The sequence below is a fragment of the Rhizobium sp. P1_E1 genome, from assembly GCF_056406015.1.
In genome coordinates, this window is sequence record NZ_JBFUAY010000002.1 from 20739 (window position 1) to 40584 (window position 19846).

Annotated in this window: 16 protein-coding genes and 1 pseudogene; 12 read left to right on the forward strand and 5 right to left on the reverse strand. The window is 62.2% G+C overall.

Annotated features, from left to right (window positions below):
• Nucleotides 1-65 precede the first annotated feature (65 nt).
• Entirely contained in the window at nucleotides 66-749 is a 684-nt protein-coding gene (locus AC1D1Z_RS01520) for a TetR/AcrR family transcriptional regulator (protein WP_439007384.1), read from the reverse strand.
• A 120-nt stretch (nucleotides 750-869) separates the two neighbouring features.
• On the opposite strand from AC1D1Z_RS01520, the pseudogene AC1D1Z_RS01525 reads away from it, so the two are divergent.
• The 5 genes and pseudogenes from AC1D1Z_RS01525 (at nucleotide 870) to AC1D1Z_RS01545 (ending at nucleotide 7966) form a co-directional block, all read left to right on the forward strand.
• Nucleotides 870-1824: pseudogene (locus AC1D1Z_RS01525) on the forward strand (efflux RND transporter periplasmic adaptor subunit).
• Nucleotide 1825: 1 nt separating this feature from the next.
• Nucleotides 1826-2923, forward strand: a complete 1098-nt coding sequence (locus AC1D1Z_RS01530) for an efflux RND transporter periplasmic adaptor subunit (RefSeq protein WP_439007386.1) — start codon at nucleotides 1826-1828, stop codon at nucleotides 2921-2923.
• The gene (locus tag AC1D1Z_RS01535) at nucleotides 2920-5970 is read left to right on the forward strand and encodes an efflux RND transporter permease subunit (protein ID WP_439007387.1); all 3051 of its coding nucleotides are present in this window, start codon (nucleotides 2920-2922) and stop codon (nucleotides 5968-5970) included. Before AC1D1Z_RS01530 ends, AC1D1Z_RS01535 begins: the two co-directional genes overlap by 4 nt.
• A 1-nt stretch (nucleotide 5971) precedes the next feature.
• A complete protein-coding gene (locus tag AC1D1Z_RS01540) occupies nucleotides 5972-7261 on the forward strand; it encodes an alpha/beta hydrolase (RefSeq protein ID WP_439007388.1) in 1290 nt (429 codons plus the stop codon).
• 66 nt (nucleotides 7262-7327) lie between these two features.
• A complete protein-coding gene (locus AC1D1Z_RS01545; RefSeq protein WP_439007389.1) occupies nucleotides 7328-7966 on the forward strand; it encodes a TetR family transcriptional regulator in 639 nt (212 codons plus the stop codon).
• Between the two features lie 18 nt (nucleotides 7967-7984).
• Here AC1D1Z_RS01545 and AC1D1Z_RS01550 read toward each other — a convergent pair whose 3' ends face one another.
• Nucleotides 7985-8452 (reverse strand): cupin domain-containing protein, encoded by a 468-nt coding sequence (locus AC1D1Z_RS01550; protein WP_028733833.1) that lies wholly within the window; start codon nucleotides 8450-8452, stop codon nucleotides 7985-7987.
• Between the two features lie 444 nt (nucleotides 8453-8896).
• Here AC1D1Z_RS01550 and AC1D1Z_RS01555 point away from each other — a divergent pair, with 444 nt between their 5' ends.
• Complete coding sequence (locus AC1D1Z_RS01555) at nucleotides 8897-9715, forward strand: sugar phosphate isomerase/epimerase family protein (protein ID WP_439007390.1); 819 nt, start codon at nucleotides 8897-8899, stop codon at nucleotides 9713-9715.
• Nucleotides 9716-9783: 68 nt separating this feature from the next.
• Here AC1D1Z_RS01555 and AC1D1Z_RS01560 read toward each other — a convergent pair whose 3' ends face one another.
• Entirely contained in the window at nucleotides 9784-10827 is a 1044-nt protein-coding gene (locus AC1D1Z_RS01560; RefSeq protein WP_477849271.1) for a zinc-dependent alcohol dehydrogenase family protein, read from the reverse strand.
• Nucleotides 10828-11074: 247 nt separating this feature from the next.
• On the opposite strand from AC1D1Z_RS01560, the gene AC1D1Z_RS01565 reads away from it, so the two are divergent.
• Complete coding sequence (locus AC1D1Z_RS01565; RefSeq protein WP_477849273.1) at nucleotides 11075-11962, forward strand: branched-chain amino acid aminotransferase; 888 nt, start codon at nucleotides 11075-11077, stop codon at nucleotides 11960-11962.
• A 154-nt stretch (nucleotides 11963-12116) separates the two neighbouring features.
• Here the strand turns inward: AC1D1Z_RS01565 and AC1D1Z_RS01570 are convergent, their stop codons facing one another.
• Nucleotides 12117-13019, reverse strand: coding sequence for a LysR family transcriptional regulator (locus AC1D1Z_RS01570; protein ID WP_018446283.1), 903 nt, complete (start codon nucleotides 13017-13019; stop codon nucleotides 12117-12119).
• A 138-nt stretch (nucleotides 13020-13157) separates the two neighbouring features.
• Here AC1D1Z_RS01570 and AC1D1Z_RS01575 point away from each other — a divergent pair, with 138 nt between their 5' ends.
• The 4 genes from AC1D1Z_RS01575 (at nucleotide 13158) to nadE (ending at nucleotide 18388) form a co-directional block, all read left to right on the forward strand.
• A complete protein-coding gene (locus tag AC1D1Z_RS01575) occupies nucleotides 13158-14459 on the forward strand; it encodes an HlyD family secretion protein (protein WP_446983237.1) in 1302 nt (433 codons plus the stop codon).
• A 118-nt stretch (nucleotides 14460-14577) separates the two neighbouring features.
• On the forward strand, nucleotides 14578-16197 hold the full coding sequence (locus AC1D1Z_RS01580; protein WP_477849276.1) for an MDR family MFS transporter: 1620 nt from the start codon (nucleotides 14578-14580) through the stop codon (nucleotides 16195-16197).
• A gap of 30 nt (nucleotides 16198-16227) precedes the next feature.
• A complete protein-coding gene (locus tag AC1D1Z_RS01585; protein WP_439007393.1) occupies nucleotides 16228-17433 on the forward strand; it encodes an adenylate/guanylate cyclase domain-containing protein in 1206 nt (401 codons plus the stop codon).
• A gap of 118 nt (nucleotides 17434-17551) precedes the next feature.
• Nucleotides 17552-18388: an ammonia-dependent NAD(+) synthetase gene (gene nadE, locus AC1D1Z_RS01590; protein WP_439007394.1), complete on the forward strand. Its 837-nt coding sequence runs from the start codon at nucleotides 17552-17554 to the stop codon at nucleotides 18386-18388.
• Here nadE and gstA read toward each other — a convergent pair.
• Nucleotides 18331-19026, reverse strand: coding sequence for a glutathione transferase GstA (gene gstA / locus AC1D1Z_RS01595; protein ID WP_439007395.1), 696 nt, complete (start codon nucleotides 19024-19026; stop codon nucleotides 18331-18333). The two genes, nadE and gstA, sit on opposite strands and share 58 nt — an antisense overlap.
• A gap of 118 nt (nucleotides 19027-19144) precedes the next feature.
• Between gstA and AC1D1Z_RS01600 the strand changes: the two genes are divergently transcribed.
• Entirely contained in the window at nucleotides 19145-19759 is a 615-nt protein-coding gene (locus tag AC1D1Z_RS01600) for a TetR/AcrR family transcriptional regulator (protein ID WP_477849279.1), read from the forward strand.
• Nucleotides 19760-19846: the final 87 nt, after the last annotated feature.

The following is a 19846-nucleotide window of genomic DNA, read 5'->3' on the forward strand; positions in this document are numbered from 1 at the left end:
CGTATCCGGCCTTTGCCAGCATCGAAAGTTGCACAGCTCCGTCCGCCCTGACGCACCTCGCCAAATCAGGCCATTCGTTTCGAACGCCGCAGAAGCCCGTTCATAACGAGGTTAAGGTGCGCCTCCATAAGCGCCCTGCCGTCGATCGGCTTTCGATCGGCAAGCATGAGATGCCAGACGGCAATCTGAAAAATCGAACTCGCGAGCACGTCAGGCGTATCGGTGGCCGTATCATGTCTCAACTCTCCCGATTTCACGCCTTCCTCGACCAAGGCCGTGAGGGCTGCAAGCGTCGGTGCGATGAATAGCTCATGACGGCAATCGACCATTTCGGGAAGACGAGTTCCTTCGGCGACGGACAAGCGCAGGAGTTCTCTCGTCTTTCGGTCGTTGGCCGTATTTTCATAAGCGATAAGCAGTAGGTCGCGGATCCTATCGGCGCAGGATCCCCGAAGGCTGCCGATGGCGGTCGACAGGTCTGCGGATGACGTCGACGCGTGACGAAACATCTCCTGGAAAAGAACATCCTTGGTCGGGAAATAGAGGTAGACCGTTCCCTTTGTTATCCGCAGTCGGGTTGCGACATCTTCAACTCGCGTTGCCGCATAACCTTTTGCCGCAAACTCCTCGAACGCGGCCTCCAGTATTTCATGGGGACGCCGCGCCTTCCGTTCCGCCCGCGATGTTTTTTTAACAACTCGTTCCATCATCCAATTGGAATTATTCGGCTGTCCGGCGGCTAACCGCATCTGCTTCACCCATGCCCATGTTGCGTGTGTCAACATTTTCTGACGGAGATGTTGACATCGTCTACTTTAGCTATTAAGTGGGCGTTGTCAACATCGGGCGATGGCCTGTTAGGAGCAAAAATGCAGTCCTTTCGATTGCTGGGAATTGGTCTCGCCTGCGCAGTCCTGGCTGCCTGCGAAGAGAAAGCTGAAGTTGCGCCGCCGCAGCAGCAAGTCCGCGTCGTCGCGGCAGCCGAGGCTCAGTATCAGCCGGGTGCGGAAATCACCGGCGAGGTGAAGGCGAGGGTCCAGACCGAACTCTCCTTTCGCGTCAGCGGCCGGGTTCTTGAGAGAAGGGTCGACGTCGGATCGCATGTCCACGCCGGCGACGTCCTCGCCCGGCTCAACGACACGGAACAGCAGGCGGACGTCAGCGTCGCCCGTGCCGCGCTGGCGTCGGCGCAGGCCGTCGTTGCGCAGAAGACGCTCGCCTTCGACCAGGCGAAGTCACTCCTGCAGTCGCAGGCCGTTCCGAGGGCGGTCTTTGATGATGCCCAGAAGGAGCTGCTGAGCGCACAGGCTTCCCTCGAGGCCGCCGAGGCCGCGCTCGCGACGGCAGAGGACGCTCTGTCCTATACCGAGCTGAAGGCCGCCGCGGACGGCATCATCACGGCGCGCAGCATCGAAGCCGGGCAGGTGGTGTCAGCAGCGCAGTCGGCCTTCACGCTCGCCCATGACGGGCCACGAGACGCAGTGTTCGACGTCTTCGAGGCGTTCTTTCTGGATGGCCGGCCGCTGAACGACGTCGAGGTCGCACCGGTCTCCGATCTTGCGAGCGACGTCCACGCCAGCATTCGCGAGGTCTCTCCCGTCATAGACGCGAAGGCAGGCACGATCCGGATCAGCCGGGGGCGAACCTGCCGTGTGGCTCGTCAACACTCAAAACCAATCCGTTTCGCTCCGTAAGATCTCGGTCGACCGATATCGCCAAAGCGATTTCGTCGTCACCGGCGGCGTCGCCGCACAAGACCTGATCGTCACCGAAGGCGGAAAGTTCCTCAAGGAAGGCCAGGCCGTCGCCTGGGAAGGCAAGTGAGATGACCCTCAATCGCATATATACCTCTCTCCCGCTTCTTCTGTCAGTGTCGCTGCTTGCAGGCTGCGATCAGAGCTCCGTTGCGGGGGAGGAGACGGCTCCCCGCCCTGTCAAAGTCGTCATGGCCGCGGCCGAACAGGACAAAATCGTAAGTTTGCCCGGCGTGGTGCGAGCCCGCATCGAGACCGACCTGGCGTTTCGGACGCTGGGGCGAATGGTGTCTCGCAAGGTCGATGTCGGTGACCTTGTGCACAAGGGCGATGTCCTGGCGGAAATCGATCCGCTCACTCTGCAGCTCGCGGTCACGAGCGCGGAGGCGGAATTCCACAACGCCCAGGCGCAGTTCGAGAACGCCGCGACGACGGAAACCCGCAAGCGAAGGCTCGTCCAAAGCAATGCAGCGAGCATTGCTGATCACGATCTTGCCGACCAGCAGCTCAAGTCGGCTACCGCCAATGTTGCGAAAGCGACGGCCAGCCTTGCGAAGGCGCGCGAGCAGCTAGGCTACGCCGAGCTGAGGGCCGAGTTCGATGGCGTCGTGACCGCCACGTCCGCAGAAATGGGCCAGACCGTTTCTGCCGGCCAACCGGTCTTGAAACTGGCACGCCTCGAGCAGCGCGACGTGGTCGTCGACATGCCGGAAACGCAGTTCAGTCGCATTCGCCTGGACGACCGCTTCAACGTCGCCCTCCAGCTCGACGGCAGGATCCAGGCGACTGGCGTGGTCCGCGAGATCGCACCGCAGGCCGATCCCAATACCCGCACCTATCGGCTGAAGATCGGGATCGATCAGGCGCCGGACATCTTCCGCCTTGGCGCCGTGGTCACCGCGACGCCGCTTGTCGGAGAAAGGAAGCAGGCGATCACGCTGCCGCTCTCCGCCATTCGCCATGAAGGCGGCACCAGCCAGGTATGGGTGGTAGATCGCTCGACAGCCACTGTCGCTCCGAGAGCGGTTGAACTGGAAGGTCCGGCGTCCGCCCCCCGTTCTGTCCTGGTTCAAGCGGGCCTGCGGGAAGGGGAAGAGATCGTCATCGCCGGAGTCGATGAACTCACCGATGGACAGAAAGTGCAACTCGGACAGGAGCCACGCCCGTGAACAAATTCAACCTTTCTGACTGGGCGCTCGAGCATCGTTCTCTCGTCTGGTACTTCATGATTATGTTCGCGGCGGCGGGCGCCTTTGCCTATCTCGGGCTCGGCCGCGAGGAGGATCCGTCCTTCACGATCAAGACGATGGTGATCCAGGCCCAGTGGCCGGGCGCTTCTGCACAGGAGGTGACGCAGCAGGTTACCGACCGCATCGAAAAGAAGCTCCAGGAACTCGACAAACTGGAACATACCCGCAGCATTACGACTGCCGGTCAAACGATCGTCTTCGTCGATTTGCTGCCGGATACGAACGCACGGGACGTAAAGCCCACCTGGTCGCGCGTCCGCAACTTGATTGACGATATCAAGCACGAATTCCCCCAAGGCGTGGTCGGCCCCTTCTTCGATGACCAGTTCGGCGACGTCTATGGCAATATCTTTGCCTTCACGGCGGACGGCCTCAGTCAGAGAGAACTGCGCGATTTCGCAGAGGGTGCCCGAACGCAGATCCTCAACATCCCCGACGTCGGCAAGGTCGACATCGTCGGTGCGCAGGACGAGGTGATCTACCTCGAGTTCTCCACCCGCAAGATCGCCGCTCTCGGCATCGACCGCTCCGCCATCATTGCCACGCTCCAGGCGCAGAACGCCGTAACCCAGTCCGGCTTTGTCGAAACGGGGCCGGAGCGAGTCGCTTTGCGGGTCGGCGGGCGTTTCATCTCCGAAGACACCCTGCGGGGGATCAATCTTCGAGTAAACGACCGCTTCTTCCCGCTGACCGACGTCGCCACCATCTCCCGTGGCTACGTTGACCCGCCGACGTCGCTCTTCCGCTTCAACGGAAAGCCCGCCATCGGGCTCGCGATCGGCATGAAGACGGGCGGCAATGTGCTTGCCTTCGGCGAAGCGCTTGACAAGACGATGAGCAAAATCACCCAGGAGCTTCCGGTCGGCGTCTCCGTCGAACAGGTATCCGACCAACCGAAGGTGGTTGAGGAGGCAGTCGGCGGCTTTACGAAAGCTCTGTTCGAGGCAGTCGCGATCGTGCTCGCGATCAGCTTCATCAGTCTGGGGATGAGGGCCGGCCTGGTGGTGGCAATCGCGATCCCGCTCGTTCTCGCCATCACGTTCATGGTCATGTTCTACACCGGCATATCGCTGCAGCGCATCTCGCTTGGAGCGCTGATCATCGCGCTCGGCCTCCTCGTCGACGACGCCATGATCGCCGTCGAGATGATGGTTGCACGGCTGGAAGCGGGCGACAGTCTCACGAAGGCCGCCACCTACGTCTACACATCGACTGCGTTTCCCATGTTGACCGGCACTCTGGTTACGGTCGCGGGCTTCATCCCCGTCGCTTTCAACAAGAGCAACGCCGGCGAGTTCACCTTCACGCTCTTTGTCGTCATTGCGGTTTCGCTCGTCGTTTCATGGGTGGTCGCGGTCGTGTTCACGCCCCTGATCGGGGTGACCATTTTACCAAAGACAATGAAGAAGCACGCTGAGCACAAGGGTTGGTTTGCGAAGGCGTTTTCGAACGTGCTGCAATTCTGCCTGCGCTGGCGCTGGATGACGATCATCGCAACAGTCCTTCTCTTCGCTGGATCAATCGTTGGCCTGTCGATGGTGCAACAGCAATTCTTCCCGAGCTCTGACCGTCCGGAACTGATCGTCGACTGGAACCTGCCGCAGAACAGCTCGATCGCTGAAACGAGCCGCCAGATGGCCCAGTTCGAGCATGAGATGCTGACTGACAACCCTGGCATCGAGCATTGGTCGACATACGTTGGCAGGGGTGCGCCGCGCTTCGTTCTTTCCTTCGACGTGCAGCCGGCTGACGTTTCTTTCGGCCAGACGGTCATTGTCACCAAGGGACTGGACGTCAGGGACAAGCTGAAGCAGCAGATGGAAACCTACCTTCAGAAGACGTTTCCGGGAACGGACGCTTACGTGAAGCTTCTGGACATCGGGCCTCCGGTTGGCAAGCCGATCCAGTACCGTGTGTCCGGCGAAAATCTGCAGACGGTGCGCGACCTGGCACAGAAGCTGGGCTCGATTGTCGGCACTTATCCTTCCCTCAGGAACATTGCCTTCGACTGGAACGAGCCGGCCCGTGTCGTGAAGATAGACGTGTTGCAGGACAAGGCCAGACAGCTCGGCGTCTCGTCCCAGGACATCGCAATGGCGCTCAACACTGTCGTACAAGGAAATGCCGTAACGCAGGTCCGGGACGACATCTATCTGGTCGATGTCATCGGTCGTGCCGCGGAAAAGGAGCGCGGCTCGATCGACACCCTGCTTGACCTGCAACTGCAAAGCAGCAGCGGTCAATCCGTCCCGCTGTCATCGGTCGCAACCTTCCACTACGAGCTCGAACAGCCGACAATCTGGCGCCGCGACAGAATTCCGACCATCACGATCAAGGCCGGGATCGGCGATGCGACGCAGCCGGCGACGGTGGTGAAGGCACTCTCCGACAAGGTTTCAGCTTTCGAAAAGACGATGCCGGCCGGGTATTCGGTCAAGATCGGCGGCGCGGTCGAGGAAAGCGCCAAGTCGCAAGGTCCGATCGCGAAGGTGGCGCCGGCTATGTTCGTCATCATGGCGACGCTGCTGATGATCCAGCTTCAGAGCTTCCACAGGCTGTTCCTGGTCTTCTCGGTGGCGCCGCTGGCCCTTATCGGCGTCGTCGTGGCACTGCTCGCCAGCAACTCGCCGCTTGGGTTCGTCGCACTCCTGGGTGTGCTCGCGCTGGTCGGAATCCTCATCCGCAACTCCGTGATCCTGATCGTGCAGATCGAGGAGCTGCGTGCAGAGGGAATGTCGGCATGGAAGGCGGTGGTGGAGGCGACCGAACACCGCATGCGGCCGATCATGCTCACTGCCGCGGCCGCGACTCTGGCCCTGATCCCGATCTCGCATGAGATTTTCTGGGGTCCGATGGCTTACGCGATGATGGGTGGGATCGTCGTCGGAACGGCGCTGACGCTTCTCTTCCTGCCGGCGCTCTACGTCGCCTGGTTCCGGATTCTTCGCGAAGCCGAGCAGCACTGAGATGACCACATCCCTCTCACTCCCTGGGCGCATTGCCCAGGGTCTCACCAGCTTTGGGTTTGGGTTCGGCAAGGCGATCGCTGCCCGCTTGGGCCGCGCCGTCCTGGTCCTTGTGGCCCTGTCACTCGTTACATCGGGTTGCGCCAACCGGGTGCAGGATGTCCTGCAGCCTCTCGCCGTGGCCCCGGCCGGCACGAGCCGGGTCACCATGCTCGTCGCCACGACGCGCAAGCCTTCGGAGGATCCCGGCAAACTCTTTTCCGGCGACCGCGGGACGGCGATTTCCCTTAACAGCGTCGACGTATCCATCCCGCCCGATCGGAACCGCAAGATCGGAGAGGTGCAGTGGCCGTCCCGCATGCCGCCCAACCCGCAAAAGCAGTTTGCGGTCACGCAGGTTGCCAAGGTGCAATCCGAGGGCCAGGCGTTCGACTGGTACCGGAAGAATCGAAACACCAAGCATCAGGTCATCATTTTCGTGCATGGCTTCAACAACACCTATGCCGATGCCGTCTTCCGCTTCGCGCAGATCGTCCATGACTCGGGAACCGACGCCGCACCGATCCTCTTCACCTGGCCATCAAGGGGCCGTGTCTTCGATTACCTCTATGACAAGGAGAGCGCCAACTATTCGCGTCGCGCTCTGGAGGATCTGATCCTCCAGGCTGTGAACAGTCCCGACGTCTCCGATGTGACGATCCTCGCCCATTCCATGGGCGGCTGGCTTGCGGCCGAGGCGCTGCGTGGCGTCGCCATGCGCGAGAAATCAATCCCGACGAAGGTGAAGAACGTTGTTCTCGCATCGCCGGACATCGATATCGACGTGTTCCGTCGCCAGTTCACCGAGATGGGGGCGAAGCGGCCACACTTTGTGATCCTGACATCGACACGTGACAAGGCGCTGGAGATGTCGAGCTGGTTATCGGGTGGCGTTAGCCGCGTCGGCGGGTCCGATCTCAGACCCTACGCGCCTCTTCTCGACCAACTCGGCGTTTCCGTTATCGATACCAGCGCCATCGCGACGAATGATCCGCTCGGCCACAATGCCTTCGCCGACAGTCCTGAGATCGTGCGCCTGCTCGGGCGGCGGCTGGCAGGGCAGAGCCTCGAGGGTAGAGAGGCAAGCGTTGCCGATCAGATCGGGATGACGGCGGCCATTTTCGCCGGCTCGGCAGCGCGCGTAGCCGTTGCGGCTCCAGTCGCGGTCATCAGCCCGGAGGCGCGAGAAATCCTGAAGCGGGAGCTCTCCTCGAATGGGGGAAAGATGGTGGATGGTCAGATTGCGTACTGATCGTCAGCCGCCTCGATCAGAGCGGTCTGAGACCCGTCCAGCATGCGGACTAGATAGGATTGGCAAATGGAAGTTGGCACGACTGTAAAAAACCAGCCGCGAGCTGATTACATCTCCTCGATCGTCGAAGCCGGCACGGCAGCGTGCCGGCTGTACGGGCCCACGAAAACAAACGTCGTCGATATTGCTCGACTGCTGGGGAAGTCGCCGGCAAGTGTGTACAAAATCTTCCCCTCCAAGGCGGCGATTTGGGATGCCATCGCCGGGAATTTTTTCGAAACTGACCTCCGCTTCACTCCGTCTGCCGACGGCGAGCTCACCAGTGCGGCGAGCCGCCTGAAAAAAACCGCGCTCGGGCAACACCGCCTGATGCTGCAGGCACGTCTCGGCGACAGCCAGATGTTCGACCTCGTTGTTCTCGCCGCAGACGGCAGTCGGCCATCATTCAGAGACCATCTGAAACGACTTGAGGCGCATGTGAGGGAGCTCGTTTGCGCCGGCATCGCGAATGAAGAGTTCGTTCCGAGGAATGTTGACGCGGCCGCATCCTGCTTTTGCGCCTCAATCATCTCCTTATGGGACCCCAGAATTATTGGCGCCCTGCCTTGGAGCCACGGTGAGCTATCAGCTCATGAACTCGCTTCCTTTGCAGTTGCAGCTCTCCGGCCAAGTTCCCCAGGCGTGGAGAGCATGGCCGCGGAATGACGCCCCCAGATGCGGCCGCTAGGCCGCGAGGATGGTGATCCCGTACGAATTGGCGGCCGCAGTCATGCGAGCGATGGTTTCCGCCGAAGGGCTGACCTTCGGTGGCTCGGTCGTGCCTTCCGCTTCGATAAACTCGGCCATGTCTCGATCGACGACCGCGGAAAAGACCACGGGAACGGTTCCGCGGTTGGAATAGCCGTGCACCATGAAGGGCGGGATGGTGACGATGTCGCCGGCGCTGGCTTCGATCTCTTCGGGGCCGCTGTCGCTCAGGCGCCAGATCGTCAGCTTTCCCTCGATGATGCGGAACACTTCCGGGCTCGCATGCGCATGTTTCGGCGTCCGGCTGCCTGATGGCACGGTGACGTCGAAGATATTGAGCCAGGCTCCGCTAATTCTAAGCCGCCGCTCGACCCGGTCGCCGAGGACGAAAAACCGCTTTGCCTCGTCGCTCGCAGGCATTTTCACAAATGAGTTGGACATCATGTCTCTTTCTTTTTCTTACAGGGCTTCTTCTTATGGGCTTTTTCTTGCGGGCGCAGCCGTTAGACCTTTGCGACGCCTTTGACAACCCGCCCTGTTGTTGGGAGTAACATCGCCGAACGCTTTCAAAGAAACGCGCTACATCGGTCGAAGCGATGAACAAACGGCTCCGTTGCCAGGGGTTCAGCGCCGCTCGCGCGCCACTGCGTCACGAGACTGTCGGGGCCGATATCGGTACGTCGGGGCGTTTCCGCAAGGTCCGCCAATGCCGCATCAGCTATGCGGAAATGACTGAGGCCGGAGAGTTCGAAAGGCTCGGCGCCTGTAATACCGCCGACACAGAAGGGGTGCATAGAACGCGGCGGCCGTTCTTAGCCGTTCTTGGGGGCCGTCATTCCACGCCGTCCCGGCATTCACATTGATCATTCACATTGATGGAGCGCATCCATGTCTACTCTTCCCGTCGTCGGCGCTGCCATGACGCTCGATGAAGTCGAACTTCACCGTGACTGGCTGTTCGAAAAGTCCCGCGATCTCGAATTGCAGAGCTTCGTCGATGCCGAGATTCTGAACGGCGACTGGGCGCCGCTTGCCGCCCGCGCCAGAAGGCTTCTCGACGGTCATGGCGGCCGCCTCGGCATTCACGGCCCGTTCTGGGGCTTCACCATCGCCTCGGAAGATCCTGATATCCGTGGCATCGTCACTAGGCGCCTGCTGCAGGGGCTCGATGTCTGCGCCGCCATCGGCGCAACCCAAATGGTCATCCACAGTCCCTTTACGTCATGGTCCTACAACAATCTCGACGACAATGCCGGCGCCCGCGAGGCCTTGGTCGAGCGCACGCACACGACCCTGCGCGATGCCGTCAGGCGCGCCGAGGATATCGGCTGCACCATGGTCATCGAGAACATCGAGGACAAGGATCCGCATATTCGCGTGGCGCTTGCCGAGAGCTTTAACTCGCCCGCCGTCGCCGTCTCGATCGATACCGGCCACGCCCATTATGCCCATGGCTATACCGGTGCCCCGCCGGTCGATTATTACGTCAAGGCCGCCGGCAATCGCCTGCAGCATGTCCACCTGCAGGATGCCGACGGATATGCCGATCGCCATTGGAGCCTCGGTGAGGGCTCGATCCACTGGCACGCCGTCTTCAGGGCCCTTGCCAAACTCGAAAGCAATCCGCGCCTCATCATCGAGATCAAGGATAAGTCCAAGATCCCGGCTTCATCAGCTTTTCTCGCCTCGATCGGCGTAGCTGAATAAGGTTCTAAGCCCGGCCCGCTCTCCCTGGTTCCCGTGCTCGCCACAGGAGGGGAGGGTGGAGTCGCGCTTCATGAGAACCTGGTGATTACGCTGATTCCCGTGGCCTCAGCCTTGTCGAGTGCCATCAGCGCCGGCACCGCCTCCTCGAGGCTGACCCGCCGTCCGATCAGCTTCTGCGGCGCGATCTTGCCGGCCGAAAGCATCGACAGCATGGCGTCGTAACGCCAGGCCTGCATGCCGTGGCTGCCGTAGATTTCCAGCTCGTGGCCGATCACCTGCGCCATTGGAATCTGCGGCGTTGCGTGTTCACCCAGCATCAGCCCCACTTGTACATGCCGCCCGCGCCGGCGCAGATTCTTGATCGAGTTGAAGCAGGTGACGGGATGGYCGAGCGCATCGATCGAGACATGCGCGCCGCCCTTGGTGATTTCGCGCACCGTTTCCGCCACGTCGGCGAGACCTGACGCATTGACCGTCGCCACCGCCCCGCAATCCCGCGCAAAGGCAAGCTTCTCCTCGGAAATGTCGATGCCGATCGCATTCGCTCCGAGCGCCGTGGCGATCATGATCGCCGACAGGCCGACGCCGCCGCAGCCATGCACGGCGATCCATTCGCCGGGCCCGGTGCGGGCCTGGTCGGCGACGGCGCGAAACGAAGTGGCGAAGCGGCAGCCGAGGCTTGCCGCCGTCGCATCGTCGATCGTATCGGGCAGGTGCACCAGATTGGTGTCGGCATAATCGATCGCCACATATTCGGCGAACGATCCCCAATGGGTGAAGCCCGGCTGGAACTGGTTCGGGCAGACCTGCTGGTTGCCGGAATGGCATTCGCTGCAATGGCCGCAGCCGGAAACGAAGGGCACGGTCACCCGGTCGCCGACCTTGAAGCGCATCACGCCGCGGCCGGTGGCGACGATCCGCCCGGCAAGCTCGTGTCCCGGCACATGCGGCAGGCGGATATCCGGGTCGTGGCCCATCCAGCCGTGCCAGTCGCTACGGCAGAGCCCGCTGGCCCCGACCGCTATGACGACGCCGTCCTCGGTTGGCGTCGGATCGGGCAGGGTGCGGATTTCGGGCGCCTGTTCGAAGGCTTCGTAGAACATGGCTTTCATCGGCGTCTTCCCTTGCTGTCTGTCCGTGATTGCGCGCATGATGACATGCGGCAGGTAGCCATTCCAACATTCCATTCCATCATTTTTGCTGATGCACCCATCGATGAAGCCGCCTTGCTGCGCACGAATATTGCGGCCTGCCGCCATTCCCCGGCATTTTCTTGCTTCCGCGTTTCCGCTCGGGATTTGTCCTTGACCCGGCTTGCCGCGGCGGTTTTTCCTTCTCCGGCTTCAGGAGGAAACCATCATGGCCGTCGATACATCACCCCGTTCAACCACCTGGACCCATGTCGACGGGGAGTGGCTCCCTGGCAATCCGCCGCTGATCGGGCCGACCTCGCACGCCATGTGGCTGGGCTCGACGGTCTTCGACGGCGCGCGCTGGTTCGACGGCATCGCGCCGGATCTCGACCTGCACTGCCAGCGCATCAACCGCTCGGCACTCGCCATGGGCCTGAAGCCGGTAAAATCAGCCGAGGAGATTGCCGCACTTGCCTGGGAAGGCGTTGCGAAATTCGACGGTGCGACGGCAATCTATATCAAGCCGATGTACTGGGGCGAACACGGTTCGCCCGGCAGCGTCGTCGCCGTCGACGGGGAATCGACCCGCTTCGCGCTCTGCCTGTTCGAGGCGCCGATGGGCGGCCATGGCGGCACCAGCCTCACCGTCTCGCCCTATCGCCGCCCCTCGCCGGAAACCGCGATGACCGAGGCGAAAACCGGCTCGCTCTATCCAAACAGCGGCCGCATGATCGCCGAAGCGCGCAGCCGCGGTTTCGACAATGCGCTGGTGCGCGACCTGAATGGCAACGTCGTCGAGACCGCTTCCTCGAACATCTTCATGGTCAGGGACGGCGTGGTGATGACGCCGGCCGCCAACCGCACCTTCCTCGCCGGCATCACCCGCGCCCGCGTCATCGGCCTGCTGCGCCAGGCCGGTTTCGACGTGCACGAGGCAACGCTCTCCGTCGAGGATTTCATGYAAGCCGACGAGATCTTCACCACCGGCAACTATTCCAAGGTCGTCAGCGTCACCCGCCTCGACGACCGCAACCTCCAGGAAGGCCCGGTCACCCGCAAGGCGCTGGAACTCTACATGGACTGGGCCTACGGCCGCAGCGAAAGCGAGGAGTGAGCCACGATCCCGCGAAGCGGGAGCAAGCGATCCAGTGAATCGATTGCAGTGGCGAACGCCCGAAGCGCAAGCGCAGGGCCGGCGCGGTCGGTGCCAGCCACACCCGAGCCCATTCGCAAAAAAAAGTGAGAGCAGGCCTACCCGGGGCGCACCCTCACGTCATCCACTTCCGATGTTCCGCAAATCTCTCCGCCAAGAGATCGATGAACAGCCGCACCTTGGTCGGCAGGTGGCTGCGGTTGGGATAGACGGCGTTGATGTTGAATTCGATCGGCCGGTAGTCCGGCATGATCTTCACCAGCCGCCCTTCGGCGATGTCATCGAACACCACGAAACTCGGCGCCAGGAAGATGCCCCGCCCGGTCAGCGTCAGGAAGCGCAGCATCTCGGCACTGTTGGAGACGACATTGCCGCTGATCTTGACGCTCTCCTTTTTGCCCTCGCCATCCTCGAAGCGCCATTCGTCGCCATAGGGGTAATAGGCATATTGCAGGCAATTGTGATCGGCGACCTCGGCCGGCGTCTTCGGCATCGGACGGCTCTCGAAATAGGCCGGCGAGCAGACGAGCATATGGCGCCAGGGCGTCAGCTTGCGCGCGACGAGCGACGAATCCGGCGGCAGTACGGTGCGCATCACCAGATCGTAGCCATCCTCGATCATGTCGACCATCCGCTCGCCGACGCTGAAATCGAGTGAGATCGAGGGATAGAGCTCCATAAATTCGCTGACGACAGGCGAGAGGAAACGCACGATGGCGCTGCTGGTATAGACCTTCAACGTGCCGCGCGGCGTCGAACTCAGCGCGCCTGCCGTCCGGTCCGCCTCTTCCAGCTCGGCCAGGATCTGCAAAGAGCGCTCATAGTAATATTTGCCGGTTTCGGTCAGGCTGACCTTGCGCGTCGTGCGGTTAAGCAGCCGCACGCCGAGCCGGTCCTCCAGCGATTGCACGTGGTTGCCGACCATGGTGACGGACATGTTGAGCCGGCGCGCGGCGGCGGAAAAACCACCGCATTCCACCACCCGGCCAAAGACTGTGAGGCTTGTCAGCCGATCCATATTGCCCTCGGATTATCCGCTGAGAGTTGATGATCCTTCCCGATTTAAGCAGATTATCAAAATAAATGTCAGGGTGCATTTTCCTGCGCATCGAACATGGCCTCTCACGGAGGAGGCCAACGGTGAAGGAGAATTGCGATGGTCGAGTTACCCCACAGGCAAGTTTTCGAAAGTGCGAAGCAGGCCGAGCAGATCTTGGCCGAGGAAGCCGCCAGGGCGCCGGCCGCCGAGGCGCCCGCCATGCCTGTCTCTGAAGCGCCGGTCGTCGAAGTACCGGCTGCGGACGCATCAGTCGCGGAAGCGCCCAAAAAGACCGGCCGTCGGATCGTCAAGCGCGCCGTCATTGCCGCCGCGCTGCTTGCCGGCGTCGCTTTCGCGGGCGATTTCGGCTATCGCTACTGGACGGTCGGCCGCTTCATCGAAACCACCGACGATGCCTATGTGAAGGCCGATTACACCACTGTCGCCCCGAAGGTCGCCGGCTATATCAGCCAGGTGCTGGTCAACGACAATGACGCGGTCAAGGCCGGCCAGGTTCTCGCCCGCATCGACGATCGCGACTTCCAGGCTGCACTGTCGCAGGCCAGAGCCGATGTGAAGGCGGCCGAAGCCGCCATCACCAATATCGACGCCCAGATCTCCTTGCAGCAATCGGTGATCGAGCAGGCGAGGGCGACGATCGATGCCTCGCAGGCATCGTTGGAATTTGCCGTGTCCGATGCCGCCCGCTCGGCCCGCCTGATCACCAACGGCGCCGGCACCCAGTCTCGCGCCGAACAGACCCAGTCGGCCCGTGACCAGGCCGCTGCTGCCGTCGAGCGCGACCGGGCAGCCCTCGTCACGGCTCAGAATAAGGTGCCGGTGCTGCAGACCCAGCGCGAACAGACCGTTGCCCAGCGCGACCGTGCGGCCGCCGCCGCCCGGCAGGCAGAGCTCAACCTCTCCTATACGGACATCGTCGCTGCCGTCGACGGCACGGTCGGCGCCCGGTCGATCCGCGTCGGTCAGTATGTCACTTCGGGCACGCAGCTGATGGCGGTCGTACCGCTGCATGCGGTCTACGTCGTCGCCAATTTCAAGGAAACGCAGCTGACCTATATCAGCCCCGGCCAGTCGGTCGAGATCAAGGTCGACAGCTTTCCCGACATCTCGATCAAGGGTCATGTCGACAGCGTTTCGCCGGCAAGCGGCCTGGAATTCTCGCTGCTGCCGCCGGACAATGCCACCGGCAATTTCACCAAGATCGTTCAGCGCATCCCGGTCAAGATCGTCATCGACGACGAAGCGCTGAGCGGCCTGTTGCGCTCGGGCATGTCGGTCGAGCCTGAAATCGATACCAAGGCTGCCCAAACCCAAGCTGCCGAGACCAAGGTGGGCGAGACCAAGCCTGCCCAAGCCACTGGGGCGGCCGAAGAGGGATTATCCAGCCACGCTGGATGATCCTTCCCTTCTTCGCCCAATGATCCCGATCATTTCCGAATGATCCCGATCATTCCCGAATGATCACCCGAACCCCGTCATGAGAAAGTTTCCCGCGAGAGCTGGAAGGAGATAAGCCATGGCCACTCTTCAGATCGCCGCAAACGGCAATTCGCTGGCGCGCCCCGCCGCCGCAGCGCCCGTGGCACCTGCCGTCATGAGCCCTCTGCGCATGTGGGCAGCCGTTGTCGGCTCGACGCTCGGCGCCTTCATGGCCGTTCTCAACATCCAGATCGTCAATGCCTCGCTTGCCGATATCCAGGGCGCGATCGGCGCCGGCACGGATGACGGCGGCTGGATTTCGACTTCCTATCTGATCGCCGAGATTGTCGTCATTCCGCTCAGCGCCTGGCTGGCGCGCGTCTTCTCGGTCCGCAACTATCTGCTTGTCAACGCCATCCTCTTTCTCATCTTCTCCGTCGCCTGCGCCTTCGCGGCCAATCTGCAGCAGATGATCATCCTGCGCGCCATACAGGGCTTTTCCGGCGGCGTGCTGATCCCGATGGCCTTCACCATCATCATCACCCTACTGCCCAAGGCCAAGCAACCGATCGGCCTTGCCCTCTTTGCCCTGTCTGCCACTTTCGCGCCGGCGATCGGCCCGACGATCGGCGGTTACCTCACCGAGAACTGGGGCTGGGAGCATATCTTCTACGTCAACCTGGTGCCCGGCGCGCTGATGGTTGGCCTGCTCTGGGTCTCGCTCGACCGGGCGCCGATGAACCTGAAGCTGCTCGCCAAGGGTGACTGGCCGGGCATCATCACCATGGCGATCGGCCTTGCCGCCCTGCAGACCGTGCTGGAAGAGGGCAACAAGGAAGACTGGTTCGGCTCCGATTTCATTGTCCGCCTGTCCGTTATCGCCGCCGTCTCGCTGACGCTGTTCCTGATCATTGAGCTGAAGACCGCCAATCCGCTGCTGAACCTTCGCCTGCTGGTGCGCCGCAATTTCGGCYTCGGCATCGTCGCCAATTTCCTGCTCGGCATTGCGCTTTACGGCTCGGTCTTCGTGCTGCCGATCTATTTGACCCGCATCCAGGGCTATAATTCCGAGCAGATCGGCATGGTTCTCGCCTGGACCGGCATCCCGCAGCTGCTGCTGATCCCGCTGGTGCCGCGGCTGATGAAGCATTTCGACGTCCGCCTGCTGATCGTCGTTGGCTTTGCCCTTTTCGCCGCCTCGAATTTCATGAACGTCCACATGACCGGCGATTATGCGAGCGATCAGTTGTTCTGGCCGAACATCGTCCGCGCCATCGGCCAGGCGCTCGTCTTCACGCCCCTCTCGGCAATCGCTACCGCAGGCATCGAGCAGGAAAATGCCGGTTCGGCTTCGGCACTCTTCAACATGATGCGCAATCTCGGCGGCGCCGTCGGCATCGCCTCGCTGCAGACCTTCCTGTCGAAGCGCGAGCAGTTCCACTCGAACATCCTGACCAACTCGGTCTCGGTCTTCGAGGAAGCCACCCGCGATCGTATCGCCAGGCTTACCGGCTACTTCATGAGCCACGGCATCAGCGATCAGGCGCTCGCCGGCCACAAGGCAGTCGTCGCCATCGCGCTGAAAATACGCAAGCAGGCCAATATCATGGCCTTCAGTGACACCTTCTTCCTGCTCGGCGTTGCCCTTGTCGTCGCCCTGCTTGCAACCCTGCTTCTCAGGAAACCCGGTCAACTCTCCGGCGGCGGCGCTCACTAGCGCCCCGCCTCCCTCAAGGAGGAGAAAGCCATGACGTCAGCGATCTATGCTCCCGATACCGACAGGCTCCAAACGAAGACCGCCGGCCATGCCGTCAGCGCCGCTGCGCTGCTCTCCATCATCGAATGGCTTTCCGGCGATGAATGTCACGCGCTCGACGAAGCGGGCCTCGTCTCCGGCCTCGGCCGCAGGCTCCAGGCGCTCGGCCTGCCAGTCGACCGGCTGACCTTGCATCTGATGACGCTGCATCCCGAGTTCATCGGCCGCACCATCGCCTGGGCGCCGGGCGAACCGGTCGAGATCCACGACCGGGAACACGGCGCCCGCGTCGCCATATCAAATACGCCGCTGCGCAAGGTCATGGAAACCCGCGAACCGCTGGTCGTCGATACCAGAGAAAGTGTGCATGGCCGCTGGCAGCATATCGATGTCTTTGCCGATCGCGGCCTGATGCAGCTCGTCATCGCGCCACTTTGCAATGTCGACGGCCCGGTCAGCGCCGCCGTCTTCGGTACGAAGCGGCCGGGCGGCTTTACCGCCTCCGAACGTCAGGTGATCGAGCGCATCCTGCCGGCGCTGCGCAATACCAGCGAACTGCGCATCCTTCGCCAGGTCGAGCTCAGCCTGCTCGATACCTATATCGGCCCGCTGACGGCAAGCCGCATCCTGGCCGGCCGCATCCGCCGCGACGAGGTCGAATCGATGGAGGCAGCCCTGCTGCTCTGCGATCTCAGAGGCTTTACCGAACTGTCGAACCGGCTGCCGGGCAGCACCGTGCTCGGCCTGCTCAACGCCTATTTCGATAAAATCGTGCCGGCCATTACCCGCGAAGGCGGCGAGGTGCTGAAATTCATGGGTGACGCCGTGCTTGCCTTTTTCCCGGGCTATGATGCCGCCCATTCCTGCGGCGCGGCCCTGGCATCGGCCCGCGCCATCCTCGATGAGATCGACCATTTCCAATATGAGGGCATCGGCGTGAAGGCCGGCATCGCCCTGCATTACGGCGAGGTCAGCTACGGCAATGTCGGCTCCGGCCGCCGCCTCGACTTCACCCTGATCGGCGGCGACGTCAACCTGGTCAGCCGGATCCAGACCGCCTGCAGCGAACTGGGTGCGGCCCTGCTGATGTCGGCGCCGTTTCGCGACGAGGCCGGGGCAGGGGATGCCGTCTCTGTCGGGGCGCACAGGCTGAAGGGTTTTGCCGATCCGGTCGAACTGTTCACGATCGTGCGGTAGGTGCCAAACCGCCCACTTGCATAAAATGCATGGCAGGTCTGCCCGAAACGGCTTCGTCTTCCCCCCATCTTTTCGCCATAGTGGCGCCGAAATTCCGCAAGCGGGGAGGAAGAGGCTTATGACTGTGCTGTTCGACGAACAAGGTGAGATCATCCGCGAACTGGGTGTCGCCGCCGACATCGACCCTGAGCGCGAGATCGAACGGCGAACCGGTTTCCTCAAGGATTATCTCATCGCTTCGGGCATGCGCGGCTACGTCCTCGGCATCAGCGGCGGCGTCGATTCGCTGACGGCGGCGCTGCTGGCCCAGAAGGCGGTGCGCGAGCTGCGGGACAGCGGTCACGCGGCCGAATTCATCGCCGTGCGCCTTCCCTACGGTGTCCAGGCTGATGAGGCCGATGCGGTGAGGGCGCTGGAAACGATCGGCGCCGACCGCTCGATGGTGGTCAACATCAAAGCGCCGGCGGATGCGATGCTTGGCGCCGCGTTAAACGGCGGCCTCGCCTTTGCCGATGCCGGCCGGCAGGATTTCATCCTCGGCAATATCAAGGCCCGCCAGCGGATGATCGCCCAGTTCGCCCTGGCCGGGGCGCTTGGCGGCCTCGTCATCGGCACCGATCATGCGGCCGAGGCGGTCATGGGCTTTTTCACCAAGTTCGGCGATGGCGCGGCCGATATCCTGCCGCTCGCCGGCCTCAACAAACGCCGGGTCCGCCTGCTGGCAAAGCGGCTCGGCGCCCCGGACGAGCTGGTGTTCAAGGTGCCGACCGCCGATCTCGAGGACCAGCGCCCATTGCGCCCCGACGAGGAGGCCTATGGCGTCAGCTATGACGAGATCGACGATTTTCTTGAAGGCAAGCCGGTCGGCGAGATCGCCCGCCGCCGCATCCTCGCCGCCTATCGGGCGACCGGCCACAAGCGCGCCCTGCCGGTCCGTCCTGATGAGGCGAGATAGGCGTGTGGTGCAAAATAGACGCCGTCGGCATCGAAGGCCTCGAGATCTTCGGCCTGCAGCGCCTCGCGCACCTTCGGTCGCGCCGCCACCCGGGCCATGAAGCCGTGCAGATCAGGCCATTGCTTGAGATCGATGTCGGTCCAGGGCGACCAGTTCAGGCAGACGAAGAGATAGGCATCTGCCACCGTGAAGGCATCGCCGGTAAGATAGGGTCCGGCAAGACGGCCGTTCAGCCAGGTGAGCCGCTTCGAGATCAGCGCGCGGACCTCGCCATGAACGCTGGAATAAATCGGGTTGAAGAGCAACACCATCGGCTTGTGCAGCTCGGCGGTGATGAAGTTGAGATAGGATTGCACCTCGTTGCGGCGGATGTCGCCGACATCAGGCAACATAGCTGCCCCTTCCGGCACGCTGTCGGCGAGGAACTGCACGATCGCCGGCCCCTCGGTCAGCACCTTGCCATCGTCGAGCATCAGCGCCGGCACATAGCCGTTGCCGTTGATGGCGAGGTAATCCTCGCCGTCGCTCGTCCTGTGGGTCTGCCGGTCAACCTGGACGAGCTCGATATCAAGCCCCAGCTCCCGGCAGATGATGTGCGGCGAAAGCGAACAGGCGGCTGCGTGCATATAGAGTTTCATTGCGGTTTCCTCTCCCTGTGGAGGCGGTCGGTGCCGCCCGCCGATTAGCGTTTGAATATTTGTACTGTTTCGCATAAAATAATCTTCGTCAAGAATTTAATGCGAAACGGTACAAAATATGAAGGACGAAAAGAAGCGCGGCCGCCCAAGGGCCTTCGACGCCAAGGCGGCGCTCGGCAAGGCGCGGGATGTCTTCTGGGACAGGGGGTTTGCCGCCGCCTCGCTCGACAATCTGAGCGCTGCGACCAACCTCAACCGCCCGAGCCTCTACGGCGCCTTCGGCGACAAGGAGGATCTCTATCTCGATACGCTGGAGGGGTATCGGCAGGACGGCATGGACGTGCTGACTGAGGCGCTCGACCCGTCACTGCCGTTGCGCGACAATATCGCCCGCGTCTATGCCGGTGCGCTGGCGATTTATCTGCACGGTGAAACCGCCGCCCGCGGCTGTCTGCTGATCGGCACGGCATYGGCCGAGGCGGTCCAGCATGAGCGGGTCCGCGAGATGCTCGGCCGCAGCCTCAATGATTTCGACGACGAGATCGAAAAGCGCATGCGCCTTGCCGTGGACAGGGGCGAGCTTCCCCAAAGCGCCGATCCGCAGATGCTTGCAAGGCTCGCCTCCGCCGTCATGCATTCGCTCGCCGTCCGCGCCCGCGCCGGCGACAGCCGCGAGACGCTGGAAGCGATCGCCCGGTCGGGCGTCGAGCTGATCTGCGGGAGCGCCCCCTAGAACAGGATGATTTTAGGCCCGGTCGGCCTAAAATCCAAATCCTGTTCTAAATTATATAGTTAGAGCATGATGTCGTCCGAAAACCGT